At 57.8% G+C, this 25,473-nt stretch carries 21 protein-coding genes and 1 tRNA gene; 12 read left to right on the forward strand and 10 right to left on the reverse strand.

The window, feature by feature from the left end:
• Positions 1–32: 32 nt before the first annotated feature.
• The 4 genes from NR795_RS10125 to yejF are packed head-to-tail and all read left to right on the forward strand — an operon-like array spanning position 33 to position 5,564.
• Positions 33–1,841 (forward strand): extracellular solute-binding protein, encoded by a 1,809-nt coding sequence (locus tag NR795_RS10125; protein ID WP_257758120.1) that lies wholly within the window; start codon positions 33–35, stop codon positions 1,839–1,841.
• A 15-nt stretch (positions 1,842–1,856) separates the two neighbouring features.
• The gene (locus NR795_RS10130) at positions 1,857–2,951 is read left to right on the forward strand and encodes a microcin C ABC transporter permease YejB (RefSeq protein ID WP_257758122.1); all 1,095 of its coding nucleotides are present in this window, start codon (positions 1,857–1,859) and stop codon (positions 2,949–2,951) included.
• Positions 2,951–3,976 carry a microcin C ABC transporter permease gene (locus NR795_RS10135; protein ID WP_257758124.1) on the forward strand — a complete coding sequence of 342 codons (1,026 nt, stop codon included), beginning with the start codon at positions 2,951–2,953 and terminating at the stop codon, positions 3,974–3,976. The genes NR795_RS10130 and NR795_RS10135 overlap by 1 nt, the downstream gene beginning before the upstream one ends.
• Position 3,977: 1 nt before the next feature.
• Positions 3,978–5,564, forward strand: coding sequence for a microcin C ABC transporter ATP-binding protein YejF (gene yejF, locus NR795_RS10140; RefSeq protein WP_257758128.1), 1,587 nt, complete (start codon positions 3,978–3,980; stop codon positions 5,562–5,564).
• 3 nt (positions 5,565–5,567) lie between these two features.
• Here yejF and NR795_RS10145 read toward each other — a convergent pair whose 3' ends face one another.
• The 3 genes from NR795_RS10145 to rsuA form a co-directional block, all read right to left on the reverse strand.
• The gene (locus NR795_RS10145) at positions 5,568–5,918 is read right to left on the reverse strand and encodes a YejG family protein (protein ID WP_042389664.1); all 351 of its coding nucleotides are present in this window, start codon (positions 5,916–5,918) and stop codon (positions 5,568–5,570) included.
• Between the two features lie 329 nt (positions 5,919–6,247).
• On the reverse strand, positions 6,248–7,438 hold the full coding sequence (locus NR795_RS10150) for a Bcr/CflA family multidrug efflux MFS transporter (protein ID WP_257758130.1): 1,191 nt from the start codon (positions 7,436–7,438) through the stop codon (positions 6,248–6,250).
• Positions 7,439–7,454: 16 nt separating this feature from the next.
• Positions 7,455–8,162, reverse strand: coding sequence for a 16S rRNA pseudouridine(516) synthase RsuA (rsuA, locus tag NR795_RS10155; protein ID WP_257758131.1), 708 nt, complete (start codon positions 8,160–8,162; stop codon positions 7,455–7,457).
• Between the two features lie 152 nt (positions 8,163–8,314).
• Here rsuA and NR795_RS10160 point away from each other — a divergent pair, with 152 nt between their 5' ends.
• Positions 8,315–10,075, forward strand: a complete 1,761-nt coding sequence (locus tag NR795_RS10160; RefSeq protein ID WP_257758293.1) for a DEAD/DEAH box helicase — start codon at positions 8,315–8,317, stop codon at positions 10,073–10,075.
• 122 nt (positions 10,076–10,197) lie between these two features.
• Entirely contained in the window at positions 10,198–10,482 is a 285-nt protein-coding gene (rplY, locus tag NR795_RS10165) for a 50S ribosomal protein L25 (RefSeq protein WP_144817050.1), read from the forward strand.
• Positions 10,483–10,529: 47 nt separating this feature from the next.
• On the opposite strand, the gene yejK is transcribed toward rplY, so the two are convergent.
• Positions 10,530–11,534 (reverse strand): nucleoid-associated protein YejK, encoded by a 1,005-nt coding sequence (gene yejK / locus NR795_RS10170; protein ID WP_257758133.1) that lies wholly within the window; start codon positions 11,532–11,534, stop codon positions 10,530–10,532.
• A 146-nt stretch (positions 11,535–11,680) separates the two neighbouring features.
• Here yejK and NR795_RS10175 point away from each other — a divergent pair, with 146 nt between their 5' ends.
• From NR795_RS10175 to NR795_RS10195, 5 genes are all read left to right on the forward strand, one after another.
• The gene (locus NR795_RS10175) at positions 11,681–11,908 is read left to right on the forward strand and encodes a YejL family protein (protein WP_042389941.1); all 228 of its coding nucleotides are present in this window, start codon (positions 11,681–11,683) and stop codon (positions 11,906–11,908) included.
• An 18-nt stretch (positions 11,909–11,926) separates the two neighbouring features.
• On the forward strand, positions 11,927–13,684 hold the full coding sequence (gene yejM / locus NR795_RS10180) for an LPS biosynthesis-modulating metalloenzyme YejM (RefSeq protein ID WP_257758137.1): 1,758 nt from the start codon (positions 11,927–11,929) through the stop codon (positions 13,682–13,684).
• 75 nt (positions 13,685–13,759) lie between these two features.
• A tRNA-Pro gene (locus NR795_RS10185) sits at positions 13,760–13,836 on the forward strand.
• A 188-nt stretch (positions 13,837–14,024) separates the two neighbouring features.
• Positions 14,025–15,077 carry a hypothetical protein gene (locus tag NR795_RS10190; protein ID WP_257758138.1) on the forward strand — a complete coding sequence of 351 codons (1,053 nt, stop codon included), beginning with the start codon at positions 14,025–14,027 and terminating at the stop codon, positions 15,075–15,077.
• Positions 15,078–15,107: 30 nt separating this feature from the next.
• The gene (locus NR795_RS10195; RefSeq protein ID WP_257758139.1) at positions 15,108–16,178 is read left to right on the forward strand and encodes a hypothetical protein; all 1,071 of its coding nucleotides are present in this window, start codon (positions 15,108–15,110) and stop codon (positions 16,176–16,178) included.
• 59 nt (positions 16,179–16,237) lie between these two features.
• On the opposite strand, the gene mqo is transcribed toward NR795_RS10195, so the two are convergent.
• The gene (gene mqo / locus NR795_RS10200) at positions 16,238–17,893 is read right to left on the reverse strand and encodes a malate dehydrogenase (quinone) (protein ID WP_257758142.1); all 1,656 of its coding nucleotides are present in this window, start codon (positions 17,891–17,893) and stop codon (positions 16,238–16,240) included.
• A gap of 257 nt (positions 17,894–18,150) precedes the next feature.
• On the opposite strand from mqo, the gene NR795_RS10205 reads away from it, so the two are divergent.
• Positions 18,151–19,398: a SulP family inorganic anion transporter gene (locus tag NR795_RS10205; RefSeq protein ID WP_257758143.1), complete on the forward strand. Its 1,248-nt coding sequence runs from the start codon at positions 18,151–18,153 to the stop codon at positions 19,396–19,398.
• On the opposite strand, the gene mgtE is transcribed toward NR795_RS10205, so the two are convergent.
• The 5 genes from mgtE to apbE form a co-directional block, all read right to left on the reverse strand.
• Positions 19,361–20,797, reverse strand: coding sequence for a magnesium transporter (gene mgtE, locus NR795_RS10210; protein WP_257758147.1), 1,437 nt, complete (start codon positions 20,795–20,797; stop codon positions 19,361–19,363). The two genes, NR795_RS10205 and mgtE, sit on opposite strands and share 38 nt — an antisense overlap.
• Positions 20,798–20,824: 27 nt before the next feature.
• Complete coding sequence (locus tag NR795_RS10215) at positions 20,825–22,468, reverse strand: multidrug ABC transporter permease/ATP-binding protein (RefSeq protein WP_257758148.1); 1,644 nt, start codon at positions 22,466–22,468, stop codon at positions 20,825–20,827.
• 80 nt (positions 22,469–22,548) lie between these two features.
• Complete coding sequence (gene alkB, locus NR795_RS10220) at positions 22,549–23,193, reverse strand: DNA oxidative demethylase AlkB (protein ID WP_257758149.1); 645 nt, start codon at positions 23,191–23,193, stop codon at positions 22,549–22,551.
• Positions 23,193–24,257: a bifunctional DNA-binding transcriptional regulator/O6-methylguanine-DNA methyltransferase Ada gene (ada, locus tag NR795_RS10225; RefSeq protein ID WP_257758150.1), complete on the reverse strand. Its 1,065-nt coding sequence runs from the start codon at positions 24,255–24,257 to the stop codon at positions 23,193–23,195. Before ada ends, alkB begins: the two co-directional genes overlap by 1 nt.
• Before the next feature lie 72 nt (positions 24,258–24,329).
• Positions 24,330–25,382, reverse strand: coding sequence for an FAD:protein FMN transferase ApbE (gene apbE, locus NR795_RS10230; RefSeq protein WP_257758151.1), 1,053 nt, complete (start codon positions 25,380–25,382; stop codon positions 24,330–24,332).
• Positions 25,383–25,473: the final 91 nt, after the last annotated feature.

Here is a 25,473-nt window from a genome sequence, read left to right on the forward strand (position 1 = left end):
AATCTCAGCGCTCGGTAAAAGGACACTGCCTGATGACGTTTGCGCGCCTCTCTGCTCTGCTGTTGGCCCTGATCTGCTTTACCTGCCAGGCACAGACGATTAAAGAGAACTATGCCTTCGCCGTTATTGGCGAACCGAAATACGCTATCGACTTTACCCATTTTGACTATGTGAACCCCGCAGCCCCCAAAGGCGGCAGCGTTACGCTATCGGTGATTGGCACGTTCGATAACTTCAACCGTTTTGCCCTGCGCGGCAATGCCGGCGTGCGTACCGAGTCACTCTATGACTCGCTTTACACCACCTCCGACGATGAACCCGGCAGCTATTATCCGCTGATTGCCGAGGTAGCACGCTATGCCGATGACTATTCGTGGATGGAGATCGCGCTCAATCCCCGCGCGACCTTTCACGACGGCTCGCCCATCACCGCCCGCGACGTCGTCTTTACCTTCCATAAATTTATGACTGAAGGGGTGCCGCAGTTTCGCCTGATCTACAAGGGCACAACGATGGAAGCCATCGCCCCGCTCACGGTGCGCATCAAGCTTGCGAAACCGGGCAAAGAGGATATGCTCAGCCTGCTTACCCTGCCGGTCATGCCGGAGAAGTTCTGGAAAGATCACAAGCTCAGCGATCCGCTTGCCACGCCCCCGCTGGGCAGCGGGCCGTACCGCATCACCCGGTGGCGTATGGGCCAGTATATCGTCTACAGCCGGGTGAAAGATTACTGGGGCGCTAATCTGCCGGTTAACCGCGGTCGCTGGAATTTCGATTCGATCCGCTACGACTACTATCTCGACGATAACGTCGCCTTTGAAGCCTTTAAGGCGGGCGCATTTGACATGCGTACCGAGGGCGATGCCAAGAACTGGGCCACCCGCTACAGCGGCAAAAACTTCAGCAATCACCAGATTATTAAACGAGAGCTGAAAAACGAATCGGCACAGGATACGCGCTGGCTGGCGTTTAATAACCAGCGCCCGCTGTTTAGCGACCGCCGCGTGCGTGAGGCGCTCACTCTCGCCTTTGACTTCGAGTGGATGAACAAGGCGCTGTTCTATAACGCCTACAGCCGCACCAACAGCTATTTCCAGAATACCGAGTACGCCGCGCGCGGTTATCCGGATGCGGCAGAGCTTACCCTGCTCGCCCCAATGAAGGCCGACCTGCCGCCGGAGGTATTTACTCAGATCTATCAGCCGCCCGTATCAAAAGGTAATGGCTTCGACCGCGCTAATTTGCTGAAGGCCAGCAAGCTGCTGGAGGACGCGGGCTGGGTGCTAAAAAATCAGAAGCGAGTCAACGCTAAAACCGGTAAGCCCTTTAGCTTTGAACTGCTGCTGCCCGCCGGAGCCAACAATCTGTGGGTAATGCCGTTTCAGCACAGCTTACAGCGTCTTGGGATTGTCATGAACATTCGCCAGGTGGATAACTCCCAGCTTAATAATCGTCTGCGCAGCCGCGACTTTGATATGATGCCGCGCACCGTGCGCGCAACGCCGTGGCCCGGTACCGACCTGCAGATCTCCTGGGGGTCGCAGTACCTTGACTCCACCTATAATACGCCAGGCGTTAGCAGCCCGGCGATCGACGCCCTGCTGGGGCAGATCGTTGCCAACCAGGGGAATAAGGAGAAGCTTGTTCCCCTCGGGCGCGCCCTTGATCGCGTCCTGACCTGGAACTACTACATGCTGCCGATGTGGTTTATGGCGGCCGATCGCGTTGCGTACTGGGATAAGTTCTCAATGCCCGAGGTGCGCCCTATCTACTCCTTCGGGTTTGATACCTGGTGGTACGACGTAAATAGAGCGGCAAAACTGCCTGCCGACAGGCGCTAAGGAGTACATAAGACGATGGGTGCCTATCTTATCCGCCGCCTGCTGCTGGTGATCCCTACCCTGTGGGCGATCATCACCATCAACTTTTTTATTGTCCAGATCGCGCCCGGCGGGCCGGTGGACCAGGCGATTGCCGCCATTGAGTTCGGACAACAGGGCGGAATGCCGGGCGGCGGCGGTGAAAACATGGGCGCTACCCACGCCCGCACCGGGGTCGGTAACGTGGGCGAAGGCCAGTATCGCGGCGCACGCGGGCTGGATCCAGAGGTGATCGCCGAGATCACCAAACGCTACGGCTTTGATAAGCCGCTGTATGAACGCTACTTCACCATGCTGTGGAACTACGTGCGCTTTGACTTTGGCGACAGCCTGTTTCGCAGCGCCTCCGTGCTACAGCTGATCAAAGACAGCATGCCGGTCTCGATTACCCTTGGGCTGTGGGGAACGCTGATTATCTATCTGGTGTCGATCCCGCTGGGGATCCGCAAAGCGGTCTACAACGGTAGCCGCTTCGATATCTGGAGCAGCGCGTTTATTATCATCGGCTACGCCATTCCCGCCTTTCTGTTCGCTATCCTGCTGATTGTGCTGTTCGCCGGCGGCAGCTACTACGATATCTTCCCGTTGCGCGGGCTGGTGTCGGCTAACTTTGACGCCCTGCCCTGGTATCAAAAAATTACCGACTACCTGTGGCATATTACCCTGCCGGTGCTGGCGACGGTGATCGGCGGCTTCGCGGCGCTGACCATGCTGACTAAAAATTCGTTTCTTGATGAGATCCGCAAGCAGTATGTGGTTACCGCCAGGGCGAAAGGGGTGAGCGAGCGGGCTATTCTGCGTAACCACGTCTTCCGTAACGCTATGCTGCTGGTGATCGCCGGTTTCCCGGCCACCTTTATCAGCATGTTTTTCACCGGATCGCTGCTGATTGAGGTGATGTTCTCCCTTAACGGTCTTGGCCTGCTGGGCTATGAGGCCACCGTGTCGCGAGACTATCCGGTGATGTTTGGTACGCTCTATATTTTCACGCTGATTGGCCTGCTGCTGAATATCCTGAGCGATATCAGCTACACGCTGGTCGATCCGCGTATCGATTTTGAGGGTCGCTGATGCGTCGATTAAGCCACGTTAACCAGGCCCGCTGGGCGCGCTTTCGCCATAACCGCCGCGGCTACTGGTCGCTGTGGATCTTCGCGGTGATTTTTATCCTCAGCCTCGGCTCAGAGCTGATCGCTAACGATAAGCCGCTGCTGGTGCACTATCAGGATCGTTGGTATGCGCCGGTGCTCAGGGATTACAGCGAGACCGCGTTTGGCGGCGAGTTTGCCACCCCGGCCGATTATCAGGATCCGTGGCTGCAACAGCAGATTGCGACTCACGGCTGGGCGCTATGGGCTCCGATCCGCTTTGGGGCCACCAGTATTAACTTTGCTACCGACACGCCTTTCCCTTCTCCTCCTTCGGCGCAAAACTGGCTAGGAACCGATGCCAACGGCAGCGACGTACTGGCGCGCATCCTCTACGGAACGCGGATCTCGGTGCTGTTTGGCCTGATGCTGACCCTCTGCTCCAGCGTGGTTGGCGTGCTGGCCGGGGCGCTACAGGGCTATTACGGGGGTAAAATCGATCTCTGGGGCCAGCGTTTTATTGAAGTGTGGTCGGGGATGCCGACGCTGTTTCTGATCATCCTGCTCTCCAGCGTGATCCAGCCAAATTTCTGGTGGCTGCTGGCGATCACGGTGATCTTCGGCTGGATGAGCCTGGTGGGCGTGGTGCGGGCGGAATTCCTGCGCACCCGCAACTTTGACTATATCCGCGCGGCGCAGGCGCTAGGGGTGGGCGATCGCGGCATTATTTTCCGTCATATGCTGCCGAACGCCATGGTCGCTACCCTCACCTTCCTGCCTTTTATCCTCTGCGGCTCTATCACGACCCTGACCTCGCTCGACTTTCTCGGCTTTGGCCTGCCGCTGGGATCGCCTTCGCTCGGCGAGCTGCTCTTACAGGGTAAAAATAATTTGCAGGCCCCGTGGCTGGGTATTGCTGCCTTCCTGTCGGTGGCGGTGCTGCTCTCGCTGCTGATCTTTATTGGCGAAGCGGTGCGCGACGCGTTTGATCCCAACAAGGCGTTCTGATATGACTCCCCTCCTCACCATTGATTCGCTTTCTGTCGCCTTCCGCCATCAGGACCAGCTGCGCACCGTGGTCAGCGATCTGTCGCTGCAGGTCGAGGCCGGGGAGACCCTGGCGCTGGTCGGCGAGTCCGGCTCCGGCAAAAGCGTTAGCGCCCTGTCGATCCTGCGCCTGCTCCCCTCCCCGCCGGTGGTCTACCCCAGCGGCGATATCCGCTTTCATGGCGAATCGCTGCTCTACGCCAGCGAGCAGACCCTGCGCGGCGTGCGCGGGAATAAGATCGCCATGATTTTCCAGGAGCCGATGGTATCGCTTAACCCGCTGCACAGCCTGGAGAAGCAGCTCTATGAAGTCCTCTCCCTGCATCGCGGTATGCGACGGGAGGCGGCGCGCGCTGAGATCCTCACCTGTCTCGATCGGGTCGGCATTCGTAACGCCCGTGCGCGGCTGGGGGATTTCCCCCATCAGCTCTCCGGCGGCGAGCGCCAGCGGGTGATGATTGCCATGGCGCTGCTCACTCGCCCAGAGCTGCTTATCGCCGATGAACCCACCACCGCGCTGGACGTGGCGGTACAGGCACAAATTTTACAGCTGCTGCGCGAGCTGCGTGACGAGCTAAACATGGGCCTGCTGTTTATCACCCATAACCTCAATATTGTACGCAGGCTGGCGGACAGCGTAGCGGTGATGCATAACGGCCGCTGCGTTGAGCAGAACCGGGCGGCAGCGCTGTTTAGCGCCCCACAGCACGCCTATACCCAGCGCCTGCTGAATAGTGAGCCCGCGGGCGCACCGGTTCCGCTGCCGTCCGATGCCCCGCCGCTGCTGGAGGTGGATCGCCTCGGGGTCACCTTCCCGCTGCGTAAGGGAATTTTTAAGCGCGTCGTCGGCCAGAAGCCAGTGGTCAAGGATCTGAGCTTTACCCTGCGGGCAGGGGAAACCTTAGGCCTGGTGGGCGAGTCCGGCTCGGGCAAAAGCACCACCGGGCTGGCGCTGCTGCGCCTGATCGCCTCGCAGGGGACGATTAACTTTGCCGGTCAGCCGCTGCATCAGTGGGCGCGGAAGCAGATGCTGCCGGTGCGTCACCGGATGCAGGTGGTTTTTCAGGATCCCAACTCCTCGCTTAACCCCCGCCTCGACGTGCAGCAGATTATTGAGGAGGGGCTGCGCGTGCATCAGCCCGCGCTGACTCCGCAGGCGCGCGAGGCGCAGGTGATTGCAGTGATGCAGGAGGTGGGTCTCGATCCTGAAACCCGCCACCGCTACCCGGCAGAGTTCTCAGGCGGCCAGCGCCAGCGGATCGCCATCGCCCGGGCGCTCATTTTACAGCCGGAGCTGATCGTGCTGGATGAGCCCACGTCGTCGCTGGATCGCACCGTGCAGGCGCAGATAATCGCGCTGCTGAAGTCGTTGCAGGAGAAGCATGGGTTAGCCTATCTATTTATCAGTCACGATTTGCAGGTGGTGCGGTCGCTGTGCCACCAGGTGATTATCCTGCGGCAGGGTGAGGTGGTTGAGCAGGGAGAGTGCCAGCGCGTGTTTGCCGATCCGCAGAACGACTATACGCGCCAGCTGCTAGCATTGAGCTAGCATTTAAAAAGGCGCAGTGGCAGTGCTGGCAAACGGCTCGGCAATCGCCACGCCAAAGTTTTTCAGGCGACAGGTGGCAGCAAATTCATCCTGCCGATTCACAAACAGGCACGGCTCACCTTCACACTCCAGCACGGAGCAGTCGACTTCGATATCGTTCAGCGCCTGGCTAAGCTTGTGCATCACCGGCCAGGCTTTATCGCCGTCCGGGCTCAGCAGTTTTAACGCCACCAGGCAGTTATCACCGCTCTGGCCGTTAGAGGGGATCGGTTCAACTTGCGAGCCGGCAGCGCCTGCCAGCCAGCGGTAACTTTGGGGTAACCGATGCACAATAGAGAGATTTAAGCTATTCATGTTCTTCCCCGAAGCAATCACTTCACAATTCATTTACATCTATATTAACACATCATTGACATTTCTGCCTGTCACGACGCAGTAACCGCTTACATCCTTGAATTTACAAGATTAGCAGCCTCATTATTAGGGTGGGTGGATGATGGCTTACCTCACCTTTTGGGGGTATATGTACCCGTTTCTGCGATCTAACTCAACCTTTTTAACTACAAGAGTGTGACATTTACACAAATGGATTTTACATAAAAGAAACAAATGATAGCAATCTCACAATAGATTGTGATGATGTGTATCAATGAAGGGGCAGTTAAGCCCCCTGAAGAGAGGCGCTAGCGGCGCTTAGGACGGCTGGCGTAGAGATAGAAGAGAATGGAGCTGGTTGCGCAGAAGGCAATAGACCAGATCATCGGCCAGGCGCTGTTAAAGGTCGCCAGCGAGAGCAGCGCGCCAACGATGGCACCGATGCCAAAGCGGAACGTTCCTGCCAGCGACGAAGCGGTTCCCGCCATGTGTGGAAACTCATCCAGGATCACCGCCATCGCGTTTGATGCCACCAGCGAGACGCAGCCAACAAAGGCGGCGACGCCCACGACCAATGCCCAGAAGCCCACGTCAAACGCGGCGCTCACCACCATCCACAGCGCCATAACGAACTGGATCCACAGCCCGGCGCGGAACATCCTTAGCGCCCCCACCCGCCGCACAAATCGGCCATTGATGATGGTCATCATAAACAGGAAGACGATGTTCAGCGCGAAGTAGTAGCCAAAGTTTTGCGGTAGAACGTGGTTCAGCTCAATGTAAACAAAGGGCCCGGCGCTTAAGAACGAGAACATGCCCGCGAAGCTGAAACCGCTTGCAAGCATATAGCTCAGCACGCGCTTGTGGCGAAACAGCGTTGCGAAGTTGCCGAGGGTGGTGCGAATGCGAAACGGCTGCCGCCGCTCGACCGGCAGCGTCTCGCTGATAAAGAAAAAGATCATCAGCGAGGCCAGCAGCGCAGCGATGGCCAGGATCCAGAAGATGGCGTGCCAGCTTAACCAGACCAGCACCGCACCGCCGATCATCGGGGCCAGCAGCGGCGCAACGGTGGTCACCAGCATGACAAACGACATCATCCGCGAGAACTCCTCTTTCGGATAGATATCGCGCATCAGGGCATTGATCACCACGCTTGCCGCCGCCGCTGCCAGGCCGTGGAAGAAACGCAGGGTGATAAGCTGATCGATGCTCTGCGCCAGTGCACAGGCACCCGCGGCGACGGCGAAGATCAGCGTGCCACCGAGGATCACCGGCTTGCGGCCAAGGCTGTCCGCCATTGGACCATAGAGCAGCTGACCCAGCGCAAAGCCGAGAATATAGGTGCTCAGGGTCATCTGAGCGCTACCGGCCGGAACGCCAAACTGCTGGGCAATCACCGGCAGCGCAGGCAGATACATATCGATCGAGAGCGGCATCAGCATGGCCAGCAGGCCAAGAATAAAGACAATGCGCAGGGAAGAGTGCTGCCTGGTGGTCACTACGGGCTCCTGGGATTTAGCGGGACGTTAAGCTAACGCTGGCGATCTCTTCTTCGGTTAACGGACGATACTCGCCAGGGGCCAGGTCAGCGTCGAGAACAATCTCCCCGATGCGCTCGCGGTGCAGCCCCACAACATGGTTACCTACCGCAGCAAACATGCGCTTAACCTGATGGTAGCGCCCCTCGCTGATGGTCAGACGCACCTCGGTGGGGGCGAGCACCTCCAGCACGGCGGGCCTGGTGAGATCGGGTTCGTTATGCAGCTGAACGCCTTTCGCGAACTGCGCCGCGGTATCGTCGCTAACCGGGGACTCCAGCGTCACCAGATAGGTTTTCTCGCAGTGGTGACGCGGCGAGGTGATGCGGTGTGACCACTGGCCGTCGTCGGTCATCAGCACCAGACCGGTAGTGTCGATATCCAGCCGTCCGGCGGCGTGCAGCTTATGTGCGACCGGCTCGTCAAGGAAGTAGAGCACCGTCGGATGATCGGGATCGTCAGTGGAGCAGACGTACCCCTGCGGCTTATGCAGCATGAAGTAGCGCGGGCCGGTCTGCTGCACGAGGGTACTGCCGTCATACTCTACCTCGTGCTCGGGCAGAAGTTTGAAGGCGGCGTTTCTAACAATATCGCCATCCACGGTTACGCGGCTGCCGCGGATTTCACGCCCGGCAATAGCCCGGCTGACGCCGAGTTGCTGAGCGATAAACTTATCAAGTCGCATGAAGTCTTATTTGCCTGTAAAGAGTGCCGGAGTCGGACAAAAGTCCGAAAAAAAGAAGCAATTGTGAATCTCTCAGTATAACGGCCTGGCAGCAGCGCTCAAGAGAAAAAATCGTGGCATACTATTACCAGACTAATGAACGCCGAGAGACAATGACCTTTACGCTACGCCCCTACCAACGAGATGCGGTAAACGCCACCCTCACCCACTTTCGCCATCGCCATGAGCCCGCAGTCATCGTTCTGCCTACCGGCGCAGGCAAAAGTCTGGTGATCGCCGAGCTTGCCCGCGTGGCCCGTGGCCGCGTGCTGGTCCTCGCCCATGTTAAAGAGCTGGTGGCGCAGAACCATGCCAAATATCTGGCGCTGGGGCTGGAGGCGGATATCTACGCCGCCGGGCTGAAGCGTAAAGAGAGCCACGGCAAGGTGGTATTTGGCAGCGTGCAGTCGGTAGCCCGTAACCTCGATCACTTCCAGGGCGAGTTCTCCCTGCTGATCGTCGATGAGTGCCACCGCATCAGCGATGACGATGAGAGCCAGTATCAGCAGATCCTCACCCACCTCTCACAGGTCAATCCCCGCCTGCGTCTGCTGGGCCTGACCGCCACGCCGTTTCGCCTCGGCAAGGGGTGGATCTACCAGTTCCACTACCACGGCATGGTGCGCGGCAACGAGAAGGCGCTGTTTCGTGACTGCATCTACGAGCTGCCGCTACGCTATATGATCAAGCACGGCTACCTGACGCCCCCCGAGCGGCTGGATATGCCCATCGTGCAGTATGATTTCAGCCGGTTGCACGCCCAGAGCAGCGGCCTGTTCAGCGAGGCGGATCTCAACCGCGAGCTGAAAAAGCAGCAGCGTATTACCCCGCACATCGTCAGCCAGATCGTCGAGTTTGCCGCCGAGCGCCAGGGAGTAATGATTTTTGCCGCCACCGTGGAGCATGCCCGGGAGGTCACCGGCCTGCTGCCCGCTGGCGAGGCGGCGCTGATCACCGGCGAGACGCCGGGCCCCGAGCGCGATGCACTGATTGAGGAGTTTAAATGTAAGCGTTTTCGCTATCTGGTGAACGTCTCGGTACTGACCACCGGCTTCGATGCGCCGCACGTCGATCTGATCGCCATTCTGCGTCCGACGGAGTCTGTGAGCCTCTATCAGCAGATCGTCGGTCGCGGCCTGCGTCTTGCGCCGGGTAAAACTGACTGTCTGATCCTCGACTACGCCGGTAACCCGCACGATCTCTATGCCCCGGAAGTCGGCGAGCCAAAAGGGAAAAGTGACAACGTGCCGGTGCAGGTCTTCTGCCCCGACTGCGGTTTTGCTAATACCTTCTGGGGAAAGATGGCCGCCGACGGTACGTTAATCGAGCACTTTGGCCGCCGCTGCCAGGGCTTTTTTGAGGATGACGAGGGCCACCGGGAGCAGTGCAGCTATCGCTTCCGCTTTAAAAATTGCCCCCAGTGCAATGCTGAAAACGATATTGCCGCCCGCCGCTGCCGGGAGTGCAACACAGTTCTGGTGGATCCGGACGATATGCTGAAGGCAGCTCTGAAGCTGAAGGACGCCCTTGTGCTGCGCTGCGGCGGCATGGACTTGCAGCACGGCGCGGACGACAAGGGCGAGTGGCTGAAGATCACCTATTACGACGAGGATGGGGCCGACGTTAGCGAGCGCTTCCGTCTGCATACCCCTGCCCAGCGCACCGCCTTTGAGCAGCTCTTTATCCGCCCGCACACCCGCACGCCCGGGGTGCCGCTGCGCTGGATCGTGGCCGCCGATATCGTGGCCCAGCAGGCGCTGCTACGTCACCCCGATTTTGTCGTGGCGCGCCTGAAGGGCCAGTACTGGCAGGTGCGGGAGAAGGTCTTTGATTATGAAGGCCGCTTCCGCCGGGCAAACGAATTACGTGGTTAGCGTACTTTTCGTTGAAGAAAAAGCGATTCAGGGCTACTATATCGCCCGCTTTACATCCGTAAAGCCAGAAATCTGCCTGCTGCTGGGTCGCCTGTAGCAGGAATTATTAAAGAGAAATTGATATGTTCACTATCGAAGCACAAGCACGTAAAGAGCAGGGTAAGGGTGCGAGCCGCCGCCTGCGTACCGCGAACAAGTTCCCGGCGATCGTTTACGGTGGCACTGAAGCCCCGATCGCTATCGAACTGGATCACGACAAAGTCATGAACATGCAGGCCAAAGAAGGTTTTTACGGCGAAGTTCTGACCCTGGTTGTTGACGGTACCGAAGTAAAAGTTAAAGTTCAGGCTGTACAGCGTCACCCGTACAAACCTAAACTGGCTCACATCGACTTCGTTCGCGCTTAATCGCTGACGTGTTGAAAAAAACCCCGCTTCGGCGGGGTTTTTTATTGCTACTTACCAGAGGTTCTGCGCTGCAGCTGATCGCGCAGGTTGGGCGGCGTACCCTTGATGGTCAGGGTGTCGGTGGCCGGATCCCAAAAAATACGCTCGCCGAGCAGCATCGCATCAAAGTTGATGGTTAACCCGCCGCCGCTACCGGCGTACTTGGTCAGCTGACGCAGCGTGCTGCGATCCGCCGGGAAGCTCTCTTCCAGCTCATAGCCTTTATCCGCCGTAAACGCCTGGAAGCTTACCTCGCTGACGCCCCCCAGCTCTTTCGACAGCGACGCCAGCTCGATCTCCTCCCCGGCCTGTAGCTGCTCATTGCAGTAGCTGTAGACCTGCTGACGCACGCTCTGGCGCTCGGCTTTGTCCAGCTGTGCCTCGGCGGTAAAGTCATCCACCGCCTGCAGCAGGCCGCGGTTCTGCGCTTTGGCGTTCAGCCCTTCGCTGGCGCCGAGGAAATCCATAAAGAAGTCGGCGACCTTGCGCCCTACCCTTCCCTTCAGGAAAGTCAGGTAGCGGGTGGACTCCGGGTTGGTCTCCCACTCGGTGAGATCGATCCGCGCCACGATATCGGCATGGTTAATGTCGAGATAGTGGGTGGAGCTGATATCGAGCTGCTCGTTGACGCGCATGCTGCTGAGATTGTTCAGCACCGCGACCAGCAGATACTCCACCGCCAGGTAGCGATAATGACAGAACAGCACAATCCCGCCGTCGGCAAAGGGGTATTTCGCCAGCTCGTCGCGCAGGCGTCCGGTCGCCGCCCGGCTGAAGGCGAGGAAATCGTCGTTGCCCTGGCGCTGCTGGCGCAGCGCGTCTGCCAGCTCGCTCTCTTCGTTAAACAGACCGTAGGCTTTATTTTTTGCACTGTAGACCCGGTGCAGCTCGGCCATCATCTCTACAACGGTGGCCGTCGGCTCCAGTAATGAATCGCGCAGCACCAGCTCAAGGGTTTGCTCATCACGCTTGATAAGCTGGTGCAGGGCAATCTGGTTGATATCCAGACTCATGATAAACTCTCCTGTTAGACCGGCGGTATTCAACCACCGCAGAGGTAACAGCGCAACCAGAGATCAAACCAGAGATAAAAAAGCAGAAAAAAAGCTGTTGCTACGGTAATATGTTGCCCTTTCATAAAGAGACTGATTCTGATTTTATGCCACAGATTTCCCGTTATAGTGATGAACACGTTGAACAACTGCTGAGCGAGCTGGCGAACGTGCTGGAAAAACACAAGGTTCCGACCGATCTCTCCCTGATGGTGCTGGGAAACATGGTCACCAACCTGATCAACACCAGCGTTGCCCCGGCACAGCGGCAGGCTATTGCGAAATCCTTCGCCCAGGCGTTGCAGTCCTCCGTGGCTGACGATAAAGCGCATTAAGGACAACGACGGCATTTTATGGTGACTCATCGTCAACGCTACCGAGAAAAAGTCTCCCAGATGGTTAGCTGGGGGCACTGGTTTGCCCTGTTCAACATTCTGTTGGCCATGGTTCTTGGCAGCCGTTACCTGTTCGTCGCCGACTGGCCGACCACGCTTGGCGGCAGGATCTACTCCTGGCTGAGCGTCATCGGCCACTTCAGCTTTCTGGTGTTTGCCACCTATCTGCTGATCCTCTTTCCGCTCACCTTTGTGGTGATGTCGCAGCGGCTGATGCGCGGGTTCTCCGCCGTGCTGGCTACCATCGGCATGACGCTGCTGCTGATCGATAGCGAAGTCTTTACCCGCTTCCACCTGCACCTTAACCCTATCGTCTGGGAGCTGGTGATCAACCCGGACCAGAACGAGATGGCCCGCGATTGGCAGCTGATGTTTATCAGCGTGCCGGTGATCCTGCTGGTAGAGCTGCTGTTTGCCAACTGGAGCTGGCAGAAGCTGCGCAGCCTGACGCGCCGTCGCCGCTATGCCAAGCCGGTGGCCGCCCTGTTCTTTACCGCCTTTATCGCCTCGCACCTGAGCTATATCTGGGCTGATGCCAACTTCTACCGGCCAATCACCATGCAGCGCGCCAACCTGCCGCTCTCCTACCCGATGACCGCGCGCCGCTTCCTGGAGAAGCATGGCCTGCTGGATGCCCAGGAGTATCAGCGTCGGCTGGTTGAACAGGGGAACCCGGAGGCGGTGTCGGTGCAGTATCCGCTGAGCGATCTGCGCTATCGCGATATGGGGCCAGGTCAGAACGTGCTGCTGATCACCGTCGACGCGTTGAACTATGCGCGTTACGAAAAAGAGATGCCGTCGCTGGCAGGGTTTGCCGCAGAGAACATCACCTTTACCCAGCACATGAGCGCCGGTAACGATACTGACAACGGCCTGTTTGGCCTGTTCTACGGTATCTCGCCCTCCTACATGGACGGTGTGCTGTCGGCGCGTATTCCGGCGGCGCTGGTGACCGCGCTTAACCAGCAGGGTTACCAGCTGGGCCTCTTCTCTTCGGACGGCTTTAGCAGTTCGCTCTATCGCCAGGCGCTGCTCTCTGACTTCTCCCTGCCTGTAGCGAAGGCGCAGTCTGATAAGCAGACCGCCGACCAGTGGATTAACTGGCTGGATCGCTATGCGCAGGAAGATAACCGTTGGTTCTCATGGATTGCGTTGAACGGCACGTCGCTGGACGCAGAGCAGCAGGACTTCGAACGTCGCTATGCGCGGGCCGCAGGTAACGTCGATGCACAGATTGAACGCGTGCTGACCGCCCTGCGCGACGCGGGCAAGCTGGATAAAACGGTGGTTATCATTACGGCGGGCCACGGCGTCTCCGCTGAGAGCAGTGACATGGACGAGGGCTGGTCGCGGGGCGATCTGCATGTACCGCTGGTGATCCACTGGCCGGGCACGCCTGCCCAGCGCATCAGCAAGCTGACCGACCATAAAGATGTGATGACCACCCTGATGCAGCGCCTGCTGCACGTCAGCACCCCGGCGAACGAGTACTCTCAGGGGCAGGATCTGTTTAACGCCACGCGTCGTCATAACTGGGTCACCGCCGCCAATAGCGATACGCTGGCGGTCACCACGCCGGCGATGACGCTGGTGCTAAAGCACAACGGCACCTATCAGACCTATGACCTGAAAGGTAAGAAGATCGGCGATCAGAAGCCGCAGCTCAGCCTGCTGTTGCAGGTGCTGACGGATGAAAAGCGCTTTATCGCTAACTGATTGATTAATTATGAATCAGTCGGCGGGTTGCCTCTTGCATTCGATGGTAAAAAGGGTACTATTAGCGCCACAGATCGGCACGTAGCGCAGCCTGGTAGCGCACCGTCATGGGGTGTCGGGGGTCGGAGGTTCAAATCCTCTCGTGCCGACCAAAAAATCCCAGAAGAACCAGCCTCTTACGGCTGGTTTTTTTATGCCTGCTTTTTGCCTACGTATAAAAAACCTCTCTTCACCGACTATTTATAGTGCATTTTCTAATCGCTGAATATCCCTCATGCTGTAGCTGAGTTGAAGATCGTTGGTATCACTCACAAGCGTCATCAACATGAGGTCATACACTATGTCATGGGATAATGTTTCAAGTATTAAAAATATCAAAATCTGGACAAACTATTCTGACTCGACGCAGGGGCATCTGTTTATCAACAATAACCATCAGCTGCTGCTGAACGTCGGGATCTCTTTCAATCTAAAAAGCGGTACTACGGCAGGCCCAACCCAACAAGAGGTATCGAGTGCGCTGTCATTGATTAACAATCAGGACAGCGGACCTTTAAAATACTTAACTCTTTCTGACAAAGGAAAATTTATTGCGATTTACGACCCCTCCCTTGCCCTGTCAGCCGCTGATAGTGACGCAGCGAGTGCAGAGTCGGGGACCTATGACTATCAGTTAACTTACTATGTGTATAGCCCAACGAGCATGAACGCGGAGGCCCATGCTGAAGGGGTTGCGCTTAAGCTGGACTACACTGATACGTCGGGAAACAGGGTAGTACAGGAGACGTCCGCCACCGGAAATTACAATACGAAAACCTGTGTCTATATAACCTGCTACCCCGCTAAGTTATATGGTATGAAAGGGGAAAACCGCACCAATATTACCTACAGCAGCAAAGCCGTTGCCGAGGCAGATTGCTGGGACTACAGCGGTCATTTTAATCACTCTGGCGATAGTTTTACAGTAATCTGGTTTTATATTGACGATCCCTACTTTCAGCTTTTTTACTTTGATGGTTGCAGCGACCCGGATGAAAACAATGCACATAATCCCTATTATATCTACAAAGCGCAATCCAAACCGAAATGGGATATCGTTTATAATGCCTTCTTCCCAAATGTAAAATGCGGAGCGTTTGACTACGGTGTACAAATTGTCCTCCGTTCTGATATGGATGACTCTCACACTACCCTCCTTACTGAACATATTGAAGTTCACCAGCAACAAAATCAGATAACGTTTCTGGGGGCACACACCTCCGTGGAGAGTTTGAACCATGCAACCGATATGAGTAATCGTGTGCGTATCCAGGCGTATGATCAGTTTGGCAACAGCACCTACATCGTAGCTTACTCAAACGGTGCGGATGCACTGCCTCTTAGCATTAGTTAAATATTAATTAGATAAACCTGAGGTAATATTATGTCATGGGATAATGTTAAAGGGGTGAGCTCCGCTAAAATCTGGACGGACAACCCGAATCTGAGTCAAGCGTATCTTTTTGCCAACGGTAATCATCAGGTTAAAGTCACCGTTGGCCTGAGTCTGACCCTTACCAATATATCACAGGGGGGGCCAACCGCAGATGAAGTCAAAGCCGCGCTGAGCCTGATTGATTATGAAACCGGTGCCTCCCTCTCGTACCTAAAAACCGGCTCTAAGGGAAGCTATGGCTCTGTTTACCTGCCCAACTTGCCGATGGCAAACAACGCTGTCACGGCCAGCAGCGATATCGCCTATCAGTATGAGTTTGACTACTACCTTTCCAGCGACAGCACCATTAACCCTAGCTATGGCTCTGAAAAAGTAGCGCTGTTACTGTCTTACACTGACAGCAGCGGTACAAAAGTAAAGTACAGTACGGCAAGCGGCAACAAATCGCAAAGCTCTGTGGCAGTAACGGTTTATCCGCCTAAGCGCTATGGTATGTCCGACGGAAACACAATGCCAATCATCTTTAATATCGTAGACGATCAGCCAAACTTTCAATTATTAAGTGAAAACACGGTTGTAATAGATTATTATCCTCAGGAAATGACTGTCTATGGACTGAGAATTGATGATCCCTATTTCAGGCTAACTCAGTTTGAGCCTGTGAGCACCCCTGAATCACCTACAGCGTTTTTGCAATATCAAATAAATGATCAATCGAGTTCAAATCAATATTTCTTTAACGTCGCACACAGCTTTCTTCTTTCAGAAAATAATCCAACCACCACCGGCACTAATTACACTGCCAAATGTAGCTTTGTTACTAACCAAAATTACTTTTTATTACAATATGGCGTTAGTGTTCATCAACAATGCGGCCAAATAATGTTTGTTCGTATTCAGACCGGCATACAATATGATAATGTTAATGTGCATGTGGGCCCCATCGCCGACTCGGGCGGGCAAGCTAACTTTACCGTTTTTGATCAATTTGGTAATTCAGCATCTGTCGATGTAGTTAAAGATGGTAATGGGTATTTAAAACTGAGTAGCGTAAGCTGAATGAGTTGCCGATTTTATAAAGGTAATGCACTGGCTCTACGGCCAGTGCATTTTTTTCATCACGCCAGATCCGTTACCGCGTCAACCTCAACCTGTACCTGCTTCTGTGCCGCTTTCACCACAGGAACCACATCCACCACCGGCTGCGGCTCATAGGTCAGGTCCAGCACCTGGCTTGTCTGCTGCAGGACCCGCTGGGTCGCTTCGACGTTGCCGTTAAGCTGCATACCAAAGCTCGGGATGATCTCCTTCAGCTTCGCCTGCCATGCGGGCGACGCGAACTGGGCCTTAAAGACCTTCTTCATCAGCTCCAGCATGATTGGCGCTGCGGTAGAGGCCCCCGGCGACGCGCCGAGCAGCGCGGCAATGGTGCCCTGCTGGTCGCTTACCACCTCGGTTCCGAGGCGCAGAACGCCACCCAGCAGCGGATCGCGCTTGATGATCTGCACCCGCTGCCCCGCCTGCCACAGACGCCACTCCTCTTTTTTCGCCTGCGGATAGTATTCGCGCAGGGCGGCAAAGCGTGCATCGTCGTTCTGTAGCACCTGCCCTACCAGATATTTCACCAGGCTGAAGTTAGTCAGCCCCACCTTCACCATTGGCATCAGGTTAGACGGGGTGGTTGAGCGCGGCAGATCCCACAGGGAGCCGTTCTTGAGAAATTTAGTCGAGAAGGTGGCGAACGGTCCGAAGAGCAGTACGCGCTTGCCGTTAAGGATGCGGGTATCAATATGCGGGACCGACATCGGCGGTGCGCCGACCGACGCCTGGCCGTAAACCTTCGCCAGATGGCGGTTCACCACGTCCGGATTGTCGGACACAAGGAACTGTCCGCCCACCGGGAAACCGGCAAAGTCCCGCGCTTCCGGAATGCCGGACTCCTGCAATAGTTTCAGCGCCGCGCCGCCCGCGCCGATAAAGACAAACTTCGCGATGATAGTGCGCGTGCTGCGAGGATGATTGACGTCGGCAACGGTCACCGCCCAGCGGCCGTCGGCGTTGCGCTTGATGGCGCGCACCTCGGTGCTCAGGTTTAGTGAAAAGTTCTCGTGCTTTTGCAGAGAGGCCACCAGCTGGCGGGCGATCTCGCCGAAGTTGACGTCCGTCCCCAGCTCGGTGCGGGTGGCGGCAATTTTCTGTTTTGCATCGCGCCCCTCCATCACCAGTGGTGCCCAGCGTTTGATCTGCGCGTGGTCTTCACTGTAGCGAATGCCGCTGAAGAGATTGCTCTGCTGGAGCGCAGCGTAGCGGGCGCGCAGGAAGTTGACGTTCTCTTCCCCCCACACAAAGCTCATGTGCGGTACGGTGTTAATAAAGGAGCGGGGATTATTCAGCACGCCCGCTTTCACCTGGTGAGCCCAGAACTGGCGGGAGAGATGAAACGCCTCGTTGATTTCGATGGCTTTGTCGATGCTCACGCTGCCATCGGCCTTTTGCGGCGTGTAGTTCAGTTCCATTAATGCAGCGTGCCCGGTGCCGGCGTTGTTCCAGCCCTCGGAGCTCTCCTTTGCGACTTCATCCAGGCGCTCAATCATGGTCATCGACCACGTTGGTTCCAGCGCCTGCAGATAGGTTCCCAGCGTGGCGCTCATAATGCCACCACCCAGGAGGAGTACATCAGTTTCTCGCTTCTTCGCCGCAGTTGCCTTCCCTGTCCGTGAGGCAGCGCGACTACCCGTAGCCACAGAAGAGAGCACGGCACGCATTTTTTTCATAATGATAATGCCCTACAATTAGTACTGCTTTATTGGAATTTATTGGAGTGAAATTACCCGGACAACTAACCTACCACCCTCATCCGAGAATTTAAATATTGTTGAGATAGTACACAGCAAGTTGATAGATGTTAACAAAAAGTTAGATTTTTATAACGTCTATGACAAAAAAACTGGTATCTCCTGCGCTGCGCCGCTACTATTCTTCGCTTTGCTACACTGCACACTTTCCGTCCGCTTTGACTCTGTGAAACTCTATGTCTGATGCTCAAAAAGCTTTAACTCCTGTACAAGCGGGAAACGTCGCCACGGTGCTGCGCTCGCCGTCTCTGCTGATGCGTGAAACCCTGGCGGGGGTGATGACCGCGCTGGCCCTGATCCCGGAAGTGATCTCCTTCTCGGTGATCGCCGGCGTCGATCCCACCGTGAGCCTGATCGCCTCCGTGGTACTCTGCCTTGGGATGTCCTTCCTTGGCGGCCGCCCGGCCATGGTTACGGCCGCCGCGGGCTCTGTGGCGCTGGTGATCGGCCCGATGGTGCACCAGCACGGCGTGGAGTACATCCTGCCTGCCGTTTTACTGGCGGGGCTGATTCAGATCGTCTTTGGCCTGACGGGAATGGCGCGCCTGATGCGCTTTATTCCGCACACGGTGATGACCGGCTTTGTTAACGCACTGGGGATCCTGATCTTCTTTGCGCAGGTGCCGCACTTCTGGACCCGCGATCCGCTGATCCTCGGGCTGTTTGTCCTGACGATCCTGATTGTGCTCTGGCTACCGAAGGTGCTGAAGAGCGTCCCCTCCCCGCTGGTCGCTATCGTAGTGCTGACTCTGTTTACCGTCTTCTCCGGGCAGATCCTGCCGGTAGTGGGCGACGAAGGCCCGATGCAGGGTGGCCTCCCCGGCCTGACTCAGTGGCTGGTGCCGTTTAACCTGACCACGCTGAGCATCGTCTGGCCCTGTGCCCTGAGCATCGCCTTTGTCGGCCTGATGGAGTCGCTGCTGACGGCGAAGCTGGTGGACGATCTCACCGAAACGCCGTCAAACAAGGGCCGCGAGAGCGCGGGTCTTGGCATCGCTAATATTCTGGCGGGTTTTTACGGCGGGATTGCAGGCTGCGCAATGATCGGCCAGACCATTGTCAACGTGGAGATGGGTAAAGGGCGCAGCCGCGTCTCGACCATCGCCGCGGGGCTGGTCCTGCTGCTGTTGGTGACCGCGCTGAGCAACGTGATGGCGAAGATCCCGATGGCGGTGCTGGCCGGGATCATGGTGATTGTGGCGGTGAAGACCTTCAACTGGCACAGCATTCAGCCTGCGCAGTTAAAACGCGCCCCGGTAGCCGAGACGCTGGTAATGCTGGTGACGGTGATTGCCACCGTCACCACCGGGAACCTGGCGATTGGCGTAGTGGCTGGCGTCGCGCTGATGTTCCTTCTGCCTCCGGTCTTTAGCCGTAAAAAACGCGCTACAGCAGAAAAATCGTCGCCAGACCGAGAAAAATAAAGAAGCCGCCGGTGTCCGTCAGGGCGGTGATCATCACGCTGGAGCCGACCGCCGGGTCGCGCCCCAGCCGGACCATAATCATCGGGATCAGCACCCCCATAGTGGCGGCCAGCAGCAGGTTTAGCACCATCGCCAGGGTCATCACCCCGCCGAGGGCCATATCGTCATAGAGCCACCAGGTCACGCCGCCCATAATTCCGCCCCACACCAGGCCGTTGATCAGCGCCACGCCCAATTCGCGGAAGATGAGAAAGCGGTAGTTCCCCGGCTGAATATTCTGTAGCGCCAGCGCGCGCACGATCATGGTGATGGTCTGGTTGCCGGTATTGCCGCCGATCCCGGCGACGATAGGCATCAGCGAGGCCAGGGCCACCAGCTGGGAGATGGTATGCTCGAAGCCATCAATCACCCGCGAGGCGATAAAGGCGGTACAGAGGTTGATCGCCAGCCACGCCCAGCGGTTCTTGACCGCTTTGCCGACCGGGGCAAAGACATCCTCCTCTGGGCTAAGACCGCCCATCAGCCGCATGTCGTTATCGCTCTCCTCATAGACCACGTTAACAATCTCATCGATGGTCACCCGTCCCAGCAGCTTGCCGTCGGGGTTGACCACCGGCGCACTCACCAGGTTGTCACGCTCGAAGGTACGGGCGGTCTTCTCCGCATCGTCATGAGGCGAGAAGGTCACAGGATCGTCCTGCATCACTTCGCTGACCCGCGTCTGGGTATCATTAAGTAAAATCGTTTGCAGCGGCAGCTCGCCGAGCAGCAGCCCTTCGCGATCGGTCACAAAAAGCTTATCGGTGTTCTGCGGCATGCTGCCGAGGCGATGCAGATAGCGCTGCACCGTCTCCAGGGTCACCTCCGGACGGACGGTGATCACCTCAAACTCCATCAGCGCACCCACGCTGTTCTGCTCGTAGCTCATCACCTGATGCACGCGGGCGCGATCGTCCGGGGGCAGCGAAGCCTCCAGCCGCCCGGTGAGGTTACGCGGCAGACGCTTAACCAGATAGATCTGCTCGTCGATATCCAGCCCGCGCAGCGCCTCCAGCAGCGCCTGATCGCTCATCTCCTCAATCAGATCCTCGCGCACGCTGTCCGTGGCCTCAAGCAGGATGTCCCCGCGTTTGAGATCGTCAACCAGACGCCACAGCGCTCGCCGCTCCTCGGTGGGCAGCGCCTCCAACGTATCCGCCAGGTCCGGGGCCGGGAGATGGGAGACCAGCACGCCAACTTCGGCAATATCATCGTTTAGCGCGCTGCCGTCGAACTGCTCGACCAGGGTCAGCTTGCCGAGGATCTGGGAGGTAATGGCGCTGTTGGTATTCAGCAGCCAGATGAGGCGCGCCCGCTCCTCGTCGCGAAGGCGGGCGCTATTTTTAGGGGTGGCGGACATTAACGACTCCTTATCCTTTATTTATTCCTATGCGGTGCGTGAAACGGCGTCGCGGGACGCGAGCGTTCGTTCTTCTCCTGTCAGCTCTGAGAGTACGCCACTGCGCATCTCCAGCAGGCGATCGGCATGTATAAAGTAGTGGTCGTCGTGACTAATAGCAAAAATGGTTTTCCCTTCGGCCTGCATCAGCGGCAGGATCGTCTGGTAAAACTCGCGGCGGAAGTGCGGATCCTGATCGGCTGCCCACTCATCCAGCAGGATGATATCGCGCTCCTCCGCCAGCGCCAGCAGCAGGGCCACGCGCTTCTTCTGCCCTTTCGACAGCTTGAGGTTCAGGATCTTGCCGTTATCCAGCTCCAGCTTGTGGGTCATCTTCAGCTGCGCTAACCATCTGTCGACGATAGCCGGATCGGCCTGCTTCCCTTCCGGGCCAATGAGCTGGTCAAACAGCCAGACGTCGGTAAATACCGCCGAGAAGAGCTTGCGATAGTCCTCTTCACGCCCGGCAGCCAGCGGCTGGCCGTCGATGAGAATGGTGCCCGACACCGGCTGATAGAGACCGGTCAGCAGCATCGCCAGAGTCGACTTGCCGCTGCCGTTGCCACCGATCAGAAATACCAGTTCGCCGCGCTTCAGAGTCAGGTTAATCGGCCCAACGGAGAAAGCGCCCTCCTGGTAGGTAAAGGTCACGTCACGCAGCTCCAGCGTCTGCCAGCCGGTAAAGGCGGTCGGGCGCGGGAACTCAGGGTTATAGGGCGCAAGAGAGAACTGCTTAAGTTTGTTAAACGCCACCTGGGCGCTGAGCAGGGTCGGCAGCGCCCCTACCGCCGACAGCAGCGGCGTGCGCAGGAATAGCACGGTCAGGGAGAAGGTCGCCGCGACGTTGGTATCCGCCCAGCCAAGGCCGTTAGCCATCCAGAATACCAGGCCAATCGCCCCCAGCATCATGATGTTTGACCAGTTAACCGCGCTGAGGTGGAAAGTGTCGGCGCGAATAATATGGTGGCGATACTCTTGCGCATCCGGCAGGTAAGCGTTGTTAAAGATCGCCTCGGCACGCTCGCGGTTGAGGGTCAGCTCTTTACGCCCCTCCAGCACCGTCTGATAGTCATGGTGCAGCTTGTCTTCGGTTTCACGCAGTCTCGCTAAATGCTTATAGACCCGCGACACCAGCACAAAACCGCCCCAGATGGTGATCGCCATCCACAGGGCGGTGACCAGCAGCATTTTGCCAGAGAGCCAGCCCAGGTAAGCCGCCGATCCGGCGGTCAGGATGATCCCCTGCACCAGCTCCGGCAGGCGCACAAAGGCGATGGTGATGTTACGCACGTCGCTGGTCAACGCGGCCAGCAGCGCGGCGTTGCCTAACTGCTCCACGCGCTCCACCTGGGTGTCGAGGATGCGCTTAATGAACTCTCCCCGCAGACGGTAGACAAAGTGATGGCCGAGGGCGGTCAACGCCAGCTGCGAGCCAAGGGTCACCGCCATCAGCAGCAGCAGCAGGCCGAGAAACTCCGGCAGCACCGTCAGGGAGATATCGACGTTCTCGATGAGCCGCGCGTTAATAAAGGCAATGAGGCCAATGCCAAGCGCCGCGCTGAGCAGGGTCAAGAGGATGACGGCAATAAAGGGCCAGCGGTACTGCCGCCAGACAAGAAGAAGAAGTTCCATGAGAGCGATCCGGCAAGAAAAATCAGCCCGCAGTGTAAACTGCTGCTGTAACGGATCAAGAATAATTCTGATTTATATTCTTAATTACCTGCCCGGCGAAAGGTTAAGTTGTAGCGGCATTCGCCGGTCGCCGGATGCTGGCCTGGCTTAAGCGGCTGCACGCCGTGATAGAAGAGCCGCGACGGGCCGCCCCACACTACCACGTCGCCATGCTCCAGCAGCAGGCGCTTGAGCGGATCGCTGCGTCGGCTGCCACCAAACTGGAAAACAGCAGGCAGGCCCAGCGAGACCGAAACGATGGGTGCCCGCAGATCCGGCTCGTCTTTATCCTGATGCAGAGAGAGTTTGGCGCCCGGCAGGTAGCGGTTGATCAGGCAGGCGTCCGGCTGAAAATCGCTGTAGCCTGCCGCCGTTGAAGCCTGCTGGCATAGCGCGGCAAAGGCGGGCGGCATAGCAGGCCACGGCTGGCCGGTGAGCGGATCGCCAGGGGCATAGCGGTAGCCGCGCGCGTCGGTCGTCCAGCCCAGGCGGCCACAGTTGGTCATCGCCACCGACATGGTATAGCCGCCGGGGGTGATCATCTGGCGAAACGGCGACTGGCTGGCGACCGCATTGATGTCGGCCAGCAGCGCATCGGCATCGGCAAGGGCAAAGCGACGCAGGATAGTGGCCCCCGGTGCCAGCGGCTCCTGCCACGGTTCAGCATCGGCAAACAGATCGAGCATTATGACTCCTCTTTTAACGATTCGCGCGCCAGCAGCTGGGCCTTGCGCGCCGGGCCCCAGCGGTAGCCCGAGAGCATGCCATCCCCACGAACCACACGATGGCAAGGGATCACGATCGCCAGGCGGTTGGCCGCACAGGCGCTGGCTACGGCGCGGATCGCCTGCGGCTTGCCGATGGCGCTGGCAACGGCGCGATAGCTGGCGGTTTCCCCTGCCGGGATCGCCTGCAGTGCCTGCCAGACCTGCATCTGAAAGGCGGTGCCGCGTAGATCCAGCGGCAGGGCCAGCGGGCGGCCAGGACTTTCAATTGTCGCTACTACCTCGGCAACCCGGGCGCTGAAGTCGGCATCATCCTGCATAAGCTGAGCCTGAGGAAACATCGTGTGCAGCTCGGCGGTGAGCAGCGAGTCACAGTCAGCCAGCAGGATCGCGCAGATACCGCGCTCGCTCTCGGCCACCAGACAGCGGCCTAGCGTAGAGTGCGTTAACGCGTAGCGGATCGCTGCCCCCTCCCCGCCCTGACGATACTGGCGAGCCGTCATACCCAGCGACGCATCCGCCTTGCGGTAGTAGCTGCCGCTGTCCGGGAAGCCAGCGGCCAGCACCGCATCGGTAATGGTTGTACTGTGAGCAAGCACATTGCGCAGGCGCTTCGCTCGCGCGGCCTGCTGCCAGGCTTTCGGCGTCATGCCGGTAACGGCTTTAAACTGGCGGTGAAGATGGTAGGGGCTGAGACCCACCCGTTGCGCCAGCGCCGCCAGGGTTATCGGCGTCTCCTGCTCCAGCAGACGGCAGGCAGCGGTAATTTTTTGCGCCAGGCTGCGCTTGTCTGCGGGTCTGTCAGGCTGGCAGCGCTTGCAGGGACGAAACCCCGCCTGCGCCGCCGTCTGTGGATCGGCAAAGAAGCGCACGTTTTCGCGCAGAGCGTGGCGCGCCCGGCACGAGGGGCGGCAAAAGATGCCGGTGGTCATGACGGCAAAGACGAAAAGATCGTCCGCGTCCGCACGCCGCTCAAGCACCGCCTGCCAGCGCTGCTCGTCTTCAATAAAGGTCGTTACGCTCATATCAGGCTCCTCTCTTTAGCTTAGCCCGACTATGCCCTGGGGCCAGACTACCTTCACCTGAAATCTTGCGCTTTAATTCTTTTTGCTCTGCAAAAAGGCAGCAAACTGCGGCGACATCCAGGGGGTAAAGGTATCGCCCTCCTTGGTGATCATATAGATTGCCAGCCCTTCGCGCATCGCCACCTCGCGGGCCTTCTGCGGGCCCAGCACCATCAGACCGGTATCCCATGTGTCGGCCTCCAGCGCCGTCGGGGCGATCACCGTGACCGACACCAGGTTATGATCGACAGGATGCCCGGTATGCGGATCGATAACGTGCGACAGACGTTTGCCGTCCAGCTCATAGTAGTTACGGTAGCTGCCGGAGGTGCTGATACCGTGTCCGTTAATATCCACCACCGCCTGTACCGCGTTCTCGCGATCGGTCGGCTTCTGGATCGCCACCCGCCAGGGTTTACCTTCGCCGTTCATACCCCGGCTCACCAGCGCGCCGCCTACCGAGACCAGATAGCGGGGGATCCCCTCCTGCTCCATTAGCCGTGCCAGGTGATCGGCTGCGTAGCCCTCGCCGACCGTAGAGAGATCGACATAGAGATCAGGAATATCCTTCTGCAAAAACTGCTGCCCGGCCTGGTAAGAGACCGCCAGATGTTGCAGGCCAACGCGCCTTTTTGCCGCCTCAATCTGCGCTGGCGTCGGCGTCGTAGCGGGCTGGTGATCCGGGCCAAAGCCCCACAGGTTAACCAGCGGGCCAATGGTGATGTCCATTGCACTGTCAGTTTTGATGCCGATACGCAAAGCAAGAGTAATAATGTCTGCCATCGCGGCGTCAACCGGCCACGGCGTGGTGCTGGTGGAGGCGTTAAAGCGGCTCAGGGCTGAGTCGCTCTTCCAGGTCGAGAGCAGCATGTCATCAGCGTCGAGCTGGGCGGTAATTTTTTCCCGCAGTGCATCGGTCTCGGCTTTATCCCTATCCACAACGCTGACGCGCCAGGAGGTGCCCATGGTTTTGCCTTCCAGCACGGTAACGGCAGCGGCAGGCTGCGGCGCGGGCGGCGTCGGATCGCAGCCGGTGAGGATCAGGGTAAGCGCCAGCAGGGCAGCGCGAAAAAGAGTGGTATCCATAGCAATGATTCCCTTACGCAATGCGCGCAAGCGTACACCAAAAGTGTGTCTGTCCAGAAAAGAATCGATAAAAAAAGGGGCCAGCGCGGCC

Origin of the sequence: Pseudescherichia sp. L3 (assembly GCF_024656065.1) — a bacterium.
Classification (GTDB): Bacteria; Pseudomonadota; Gammaproteobacteria; order Enterobacterales; family Enterobacteriaceae; genus Pseudescherichia.

Excerpts from the sequence above, each read along its gene's own strand:
- NR795_RS10125 (WP_257758120.1), top strand. The coding sequence starts at position 33 with ATGACGTTTGCGCGCCTCTCTGCTCTGCTGTTGGCCCTGATCTGCTTT.
- NR795_RS10130 (WP_257758122.1), top strand. The coding sequence starts at position 1,857 with ATGGGTGCCTATCTTATCCGCCGCCTGCTGCTGGTGATCCCTACCCTG.
- NR795_RS10135 (WP_257758124.1), top strand. The coding sequence starts at position 2,951 with ATGCGTCGATTAAGCCACGTTAACCAGGCCCGCTGGGCGCGCTTTCGC.
- yejF (WP_257758128.1), top strand. The coding sequence starts at position 3,978 with ATGACTCCCCTCCTCACCATTGATTCGCTTTCTGTCGCCTTCCGCCAT.
- NR795_RS10145 (WP_042389664.1), bottom strand. The coding sequence starts at position 5,918 with ATGAATAGCTTAAATCTCTCTATTGTGCATCGGTTACCCCAAAGTTAC.
- rsuA (WP_257758131.1), bottom strand. The coding sequence starts at position 8,162 with ATGCGACTTGATAAGTTTATCGCTCAGCAACTCGGCGTCAGCCGGGCT.
- NR795_RS10160 (WP_257758293.1), top strand. The coding sequence starts at position 8,315 with ATGACCTTTACGCTACGCCCCTACCAACGAGATGCGGTAAACGCCACC.
- rplY (WP_144817050.1), top strand. The coding sequence starts at position 10,198 with ATGTTCACTATCGAAGCACAAGCACGTAAAGAGCAGGGTAAGGGTGCG.
- yejK (WP_257758133.1), bottom strand. The coding sequence starts at position 11,534 with ATGAGTCTGGATATCAACCAGATTGCCCTGCACCAGCTTATCAAGCGT.
- NR795_RS10175 (WP_042389941.1), top strand. The coding sequence starts at position 11,681 with ATGCCACAGATTTCCCGTTATAGTGATGAACACGTTGAACAACTGCTG.
- yejM (WP_257758137.1), top strand. The coding sequence starts at position 11,927 with ATGGTGACTCATCGTCAACGCTACCGAGAAAAAGTCTCCCAGATGGTT.
- NR795_RS10190 (WP_257758138.1), top strand. The coding sequence starts at position 14,025 with ATGTCATGGGATAATGTTTCAAGTATTAAAAATATCAAAATCTGGACA.
- NR795_RS10195 (WP_257758139.1), top strand. The coding sequence starts at position 15,108 with ATGTCATGGGATAATGTTAAAGGGGTGAGCTCCGCTAAAATCTGGACG.
- mqo (WP_257758142.1), bottom strand. The coding sequence starts at position 17,893 with ATGAAAAAAATGCGTGCCGTGCTCTCTTCTGTGGCTACGGGTAGTCGC.
- NR795_RS10205 (WP_257758143.1), top strand. The coding sequence starts at position 18,151 with ATGTCTGATGCTCAAAAAGCTTTAACTCCTGTACAAGCGGGAAACGTC.
- mgtE (WP_257758147.1), bottom strand. The coding sequence starts at position 20,797 with ATGTCCGCCACCCCTAAAAATAGCGCCCGCCTTCGCGACGAGGAGCGG.
- NR795_RS10215 (WP_257758148.1), bottom strand. The coding sequence starts at position 22,468 with ATGGAACTTCTTCTTCTTGTCTGGCGGCAGTACCGCTGGCCCTTTATT.
- alkB (WP_257758149.1), bottom strand. The coding sequence starts at position 23,193 with ATGCTCGATCTGTTTGCCGATGCTGAACCGTGGCAGGAGCCGCTGGCA.
- ada (WP_257758150.1), bottom strand. The coding sequence starts at position 24,257 with ATGAGCGTAACGACCTTTATTGAAGACGAGCAGCGCTGGCAGGCGGTG.
- apbE (WP_257758151.1), bottom strand. The coding sequence starts at position 25,382 with ATGGATACCACTCTTTTTCGCGCTGCCCTGCTGGCGCTTACCCTGATC.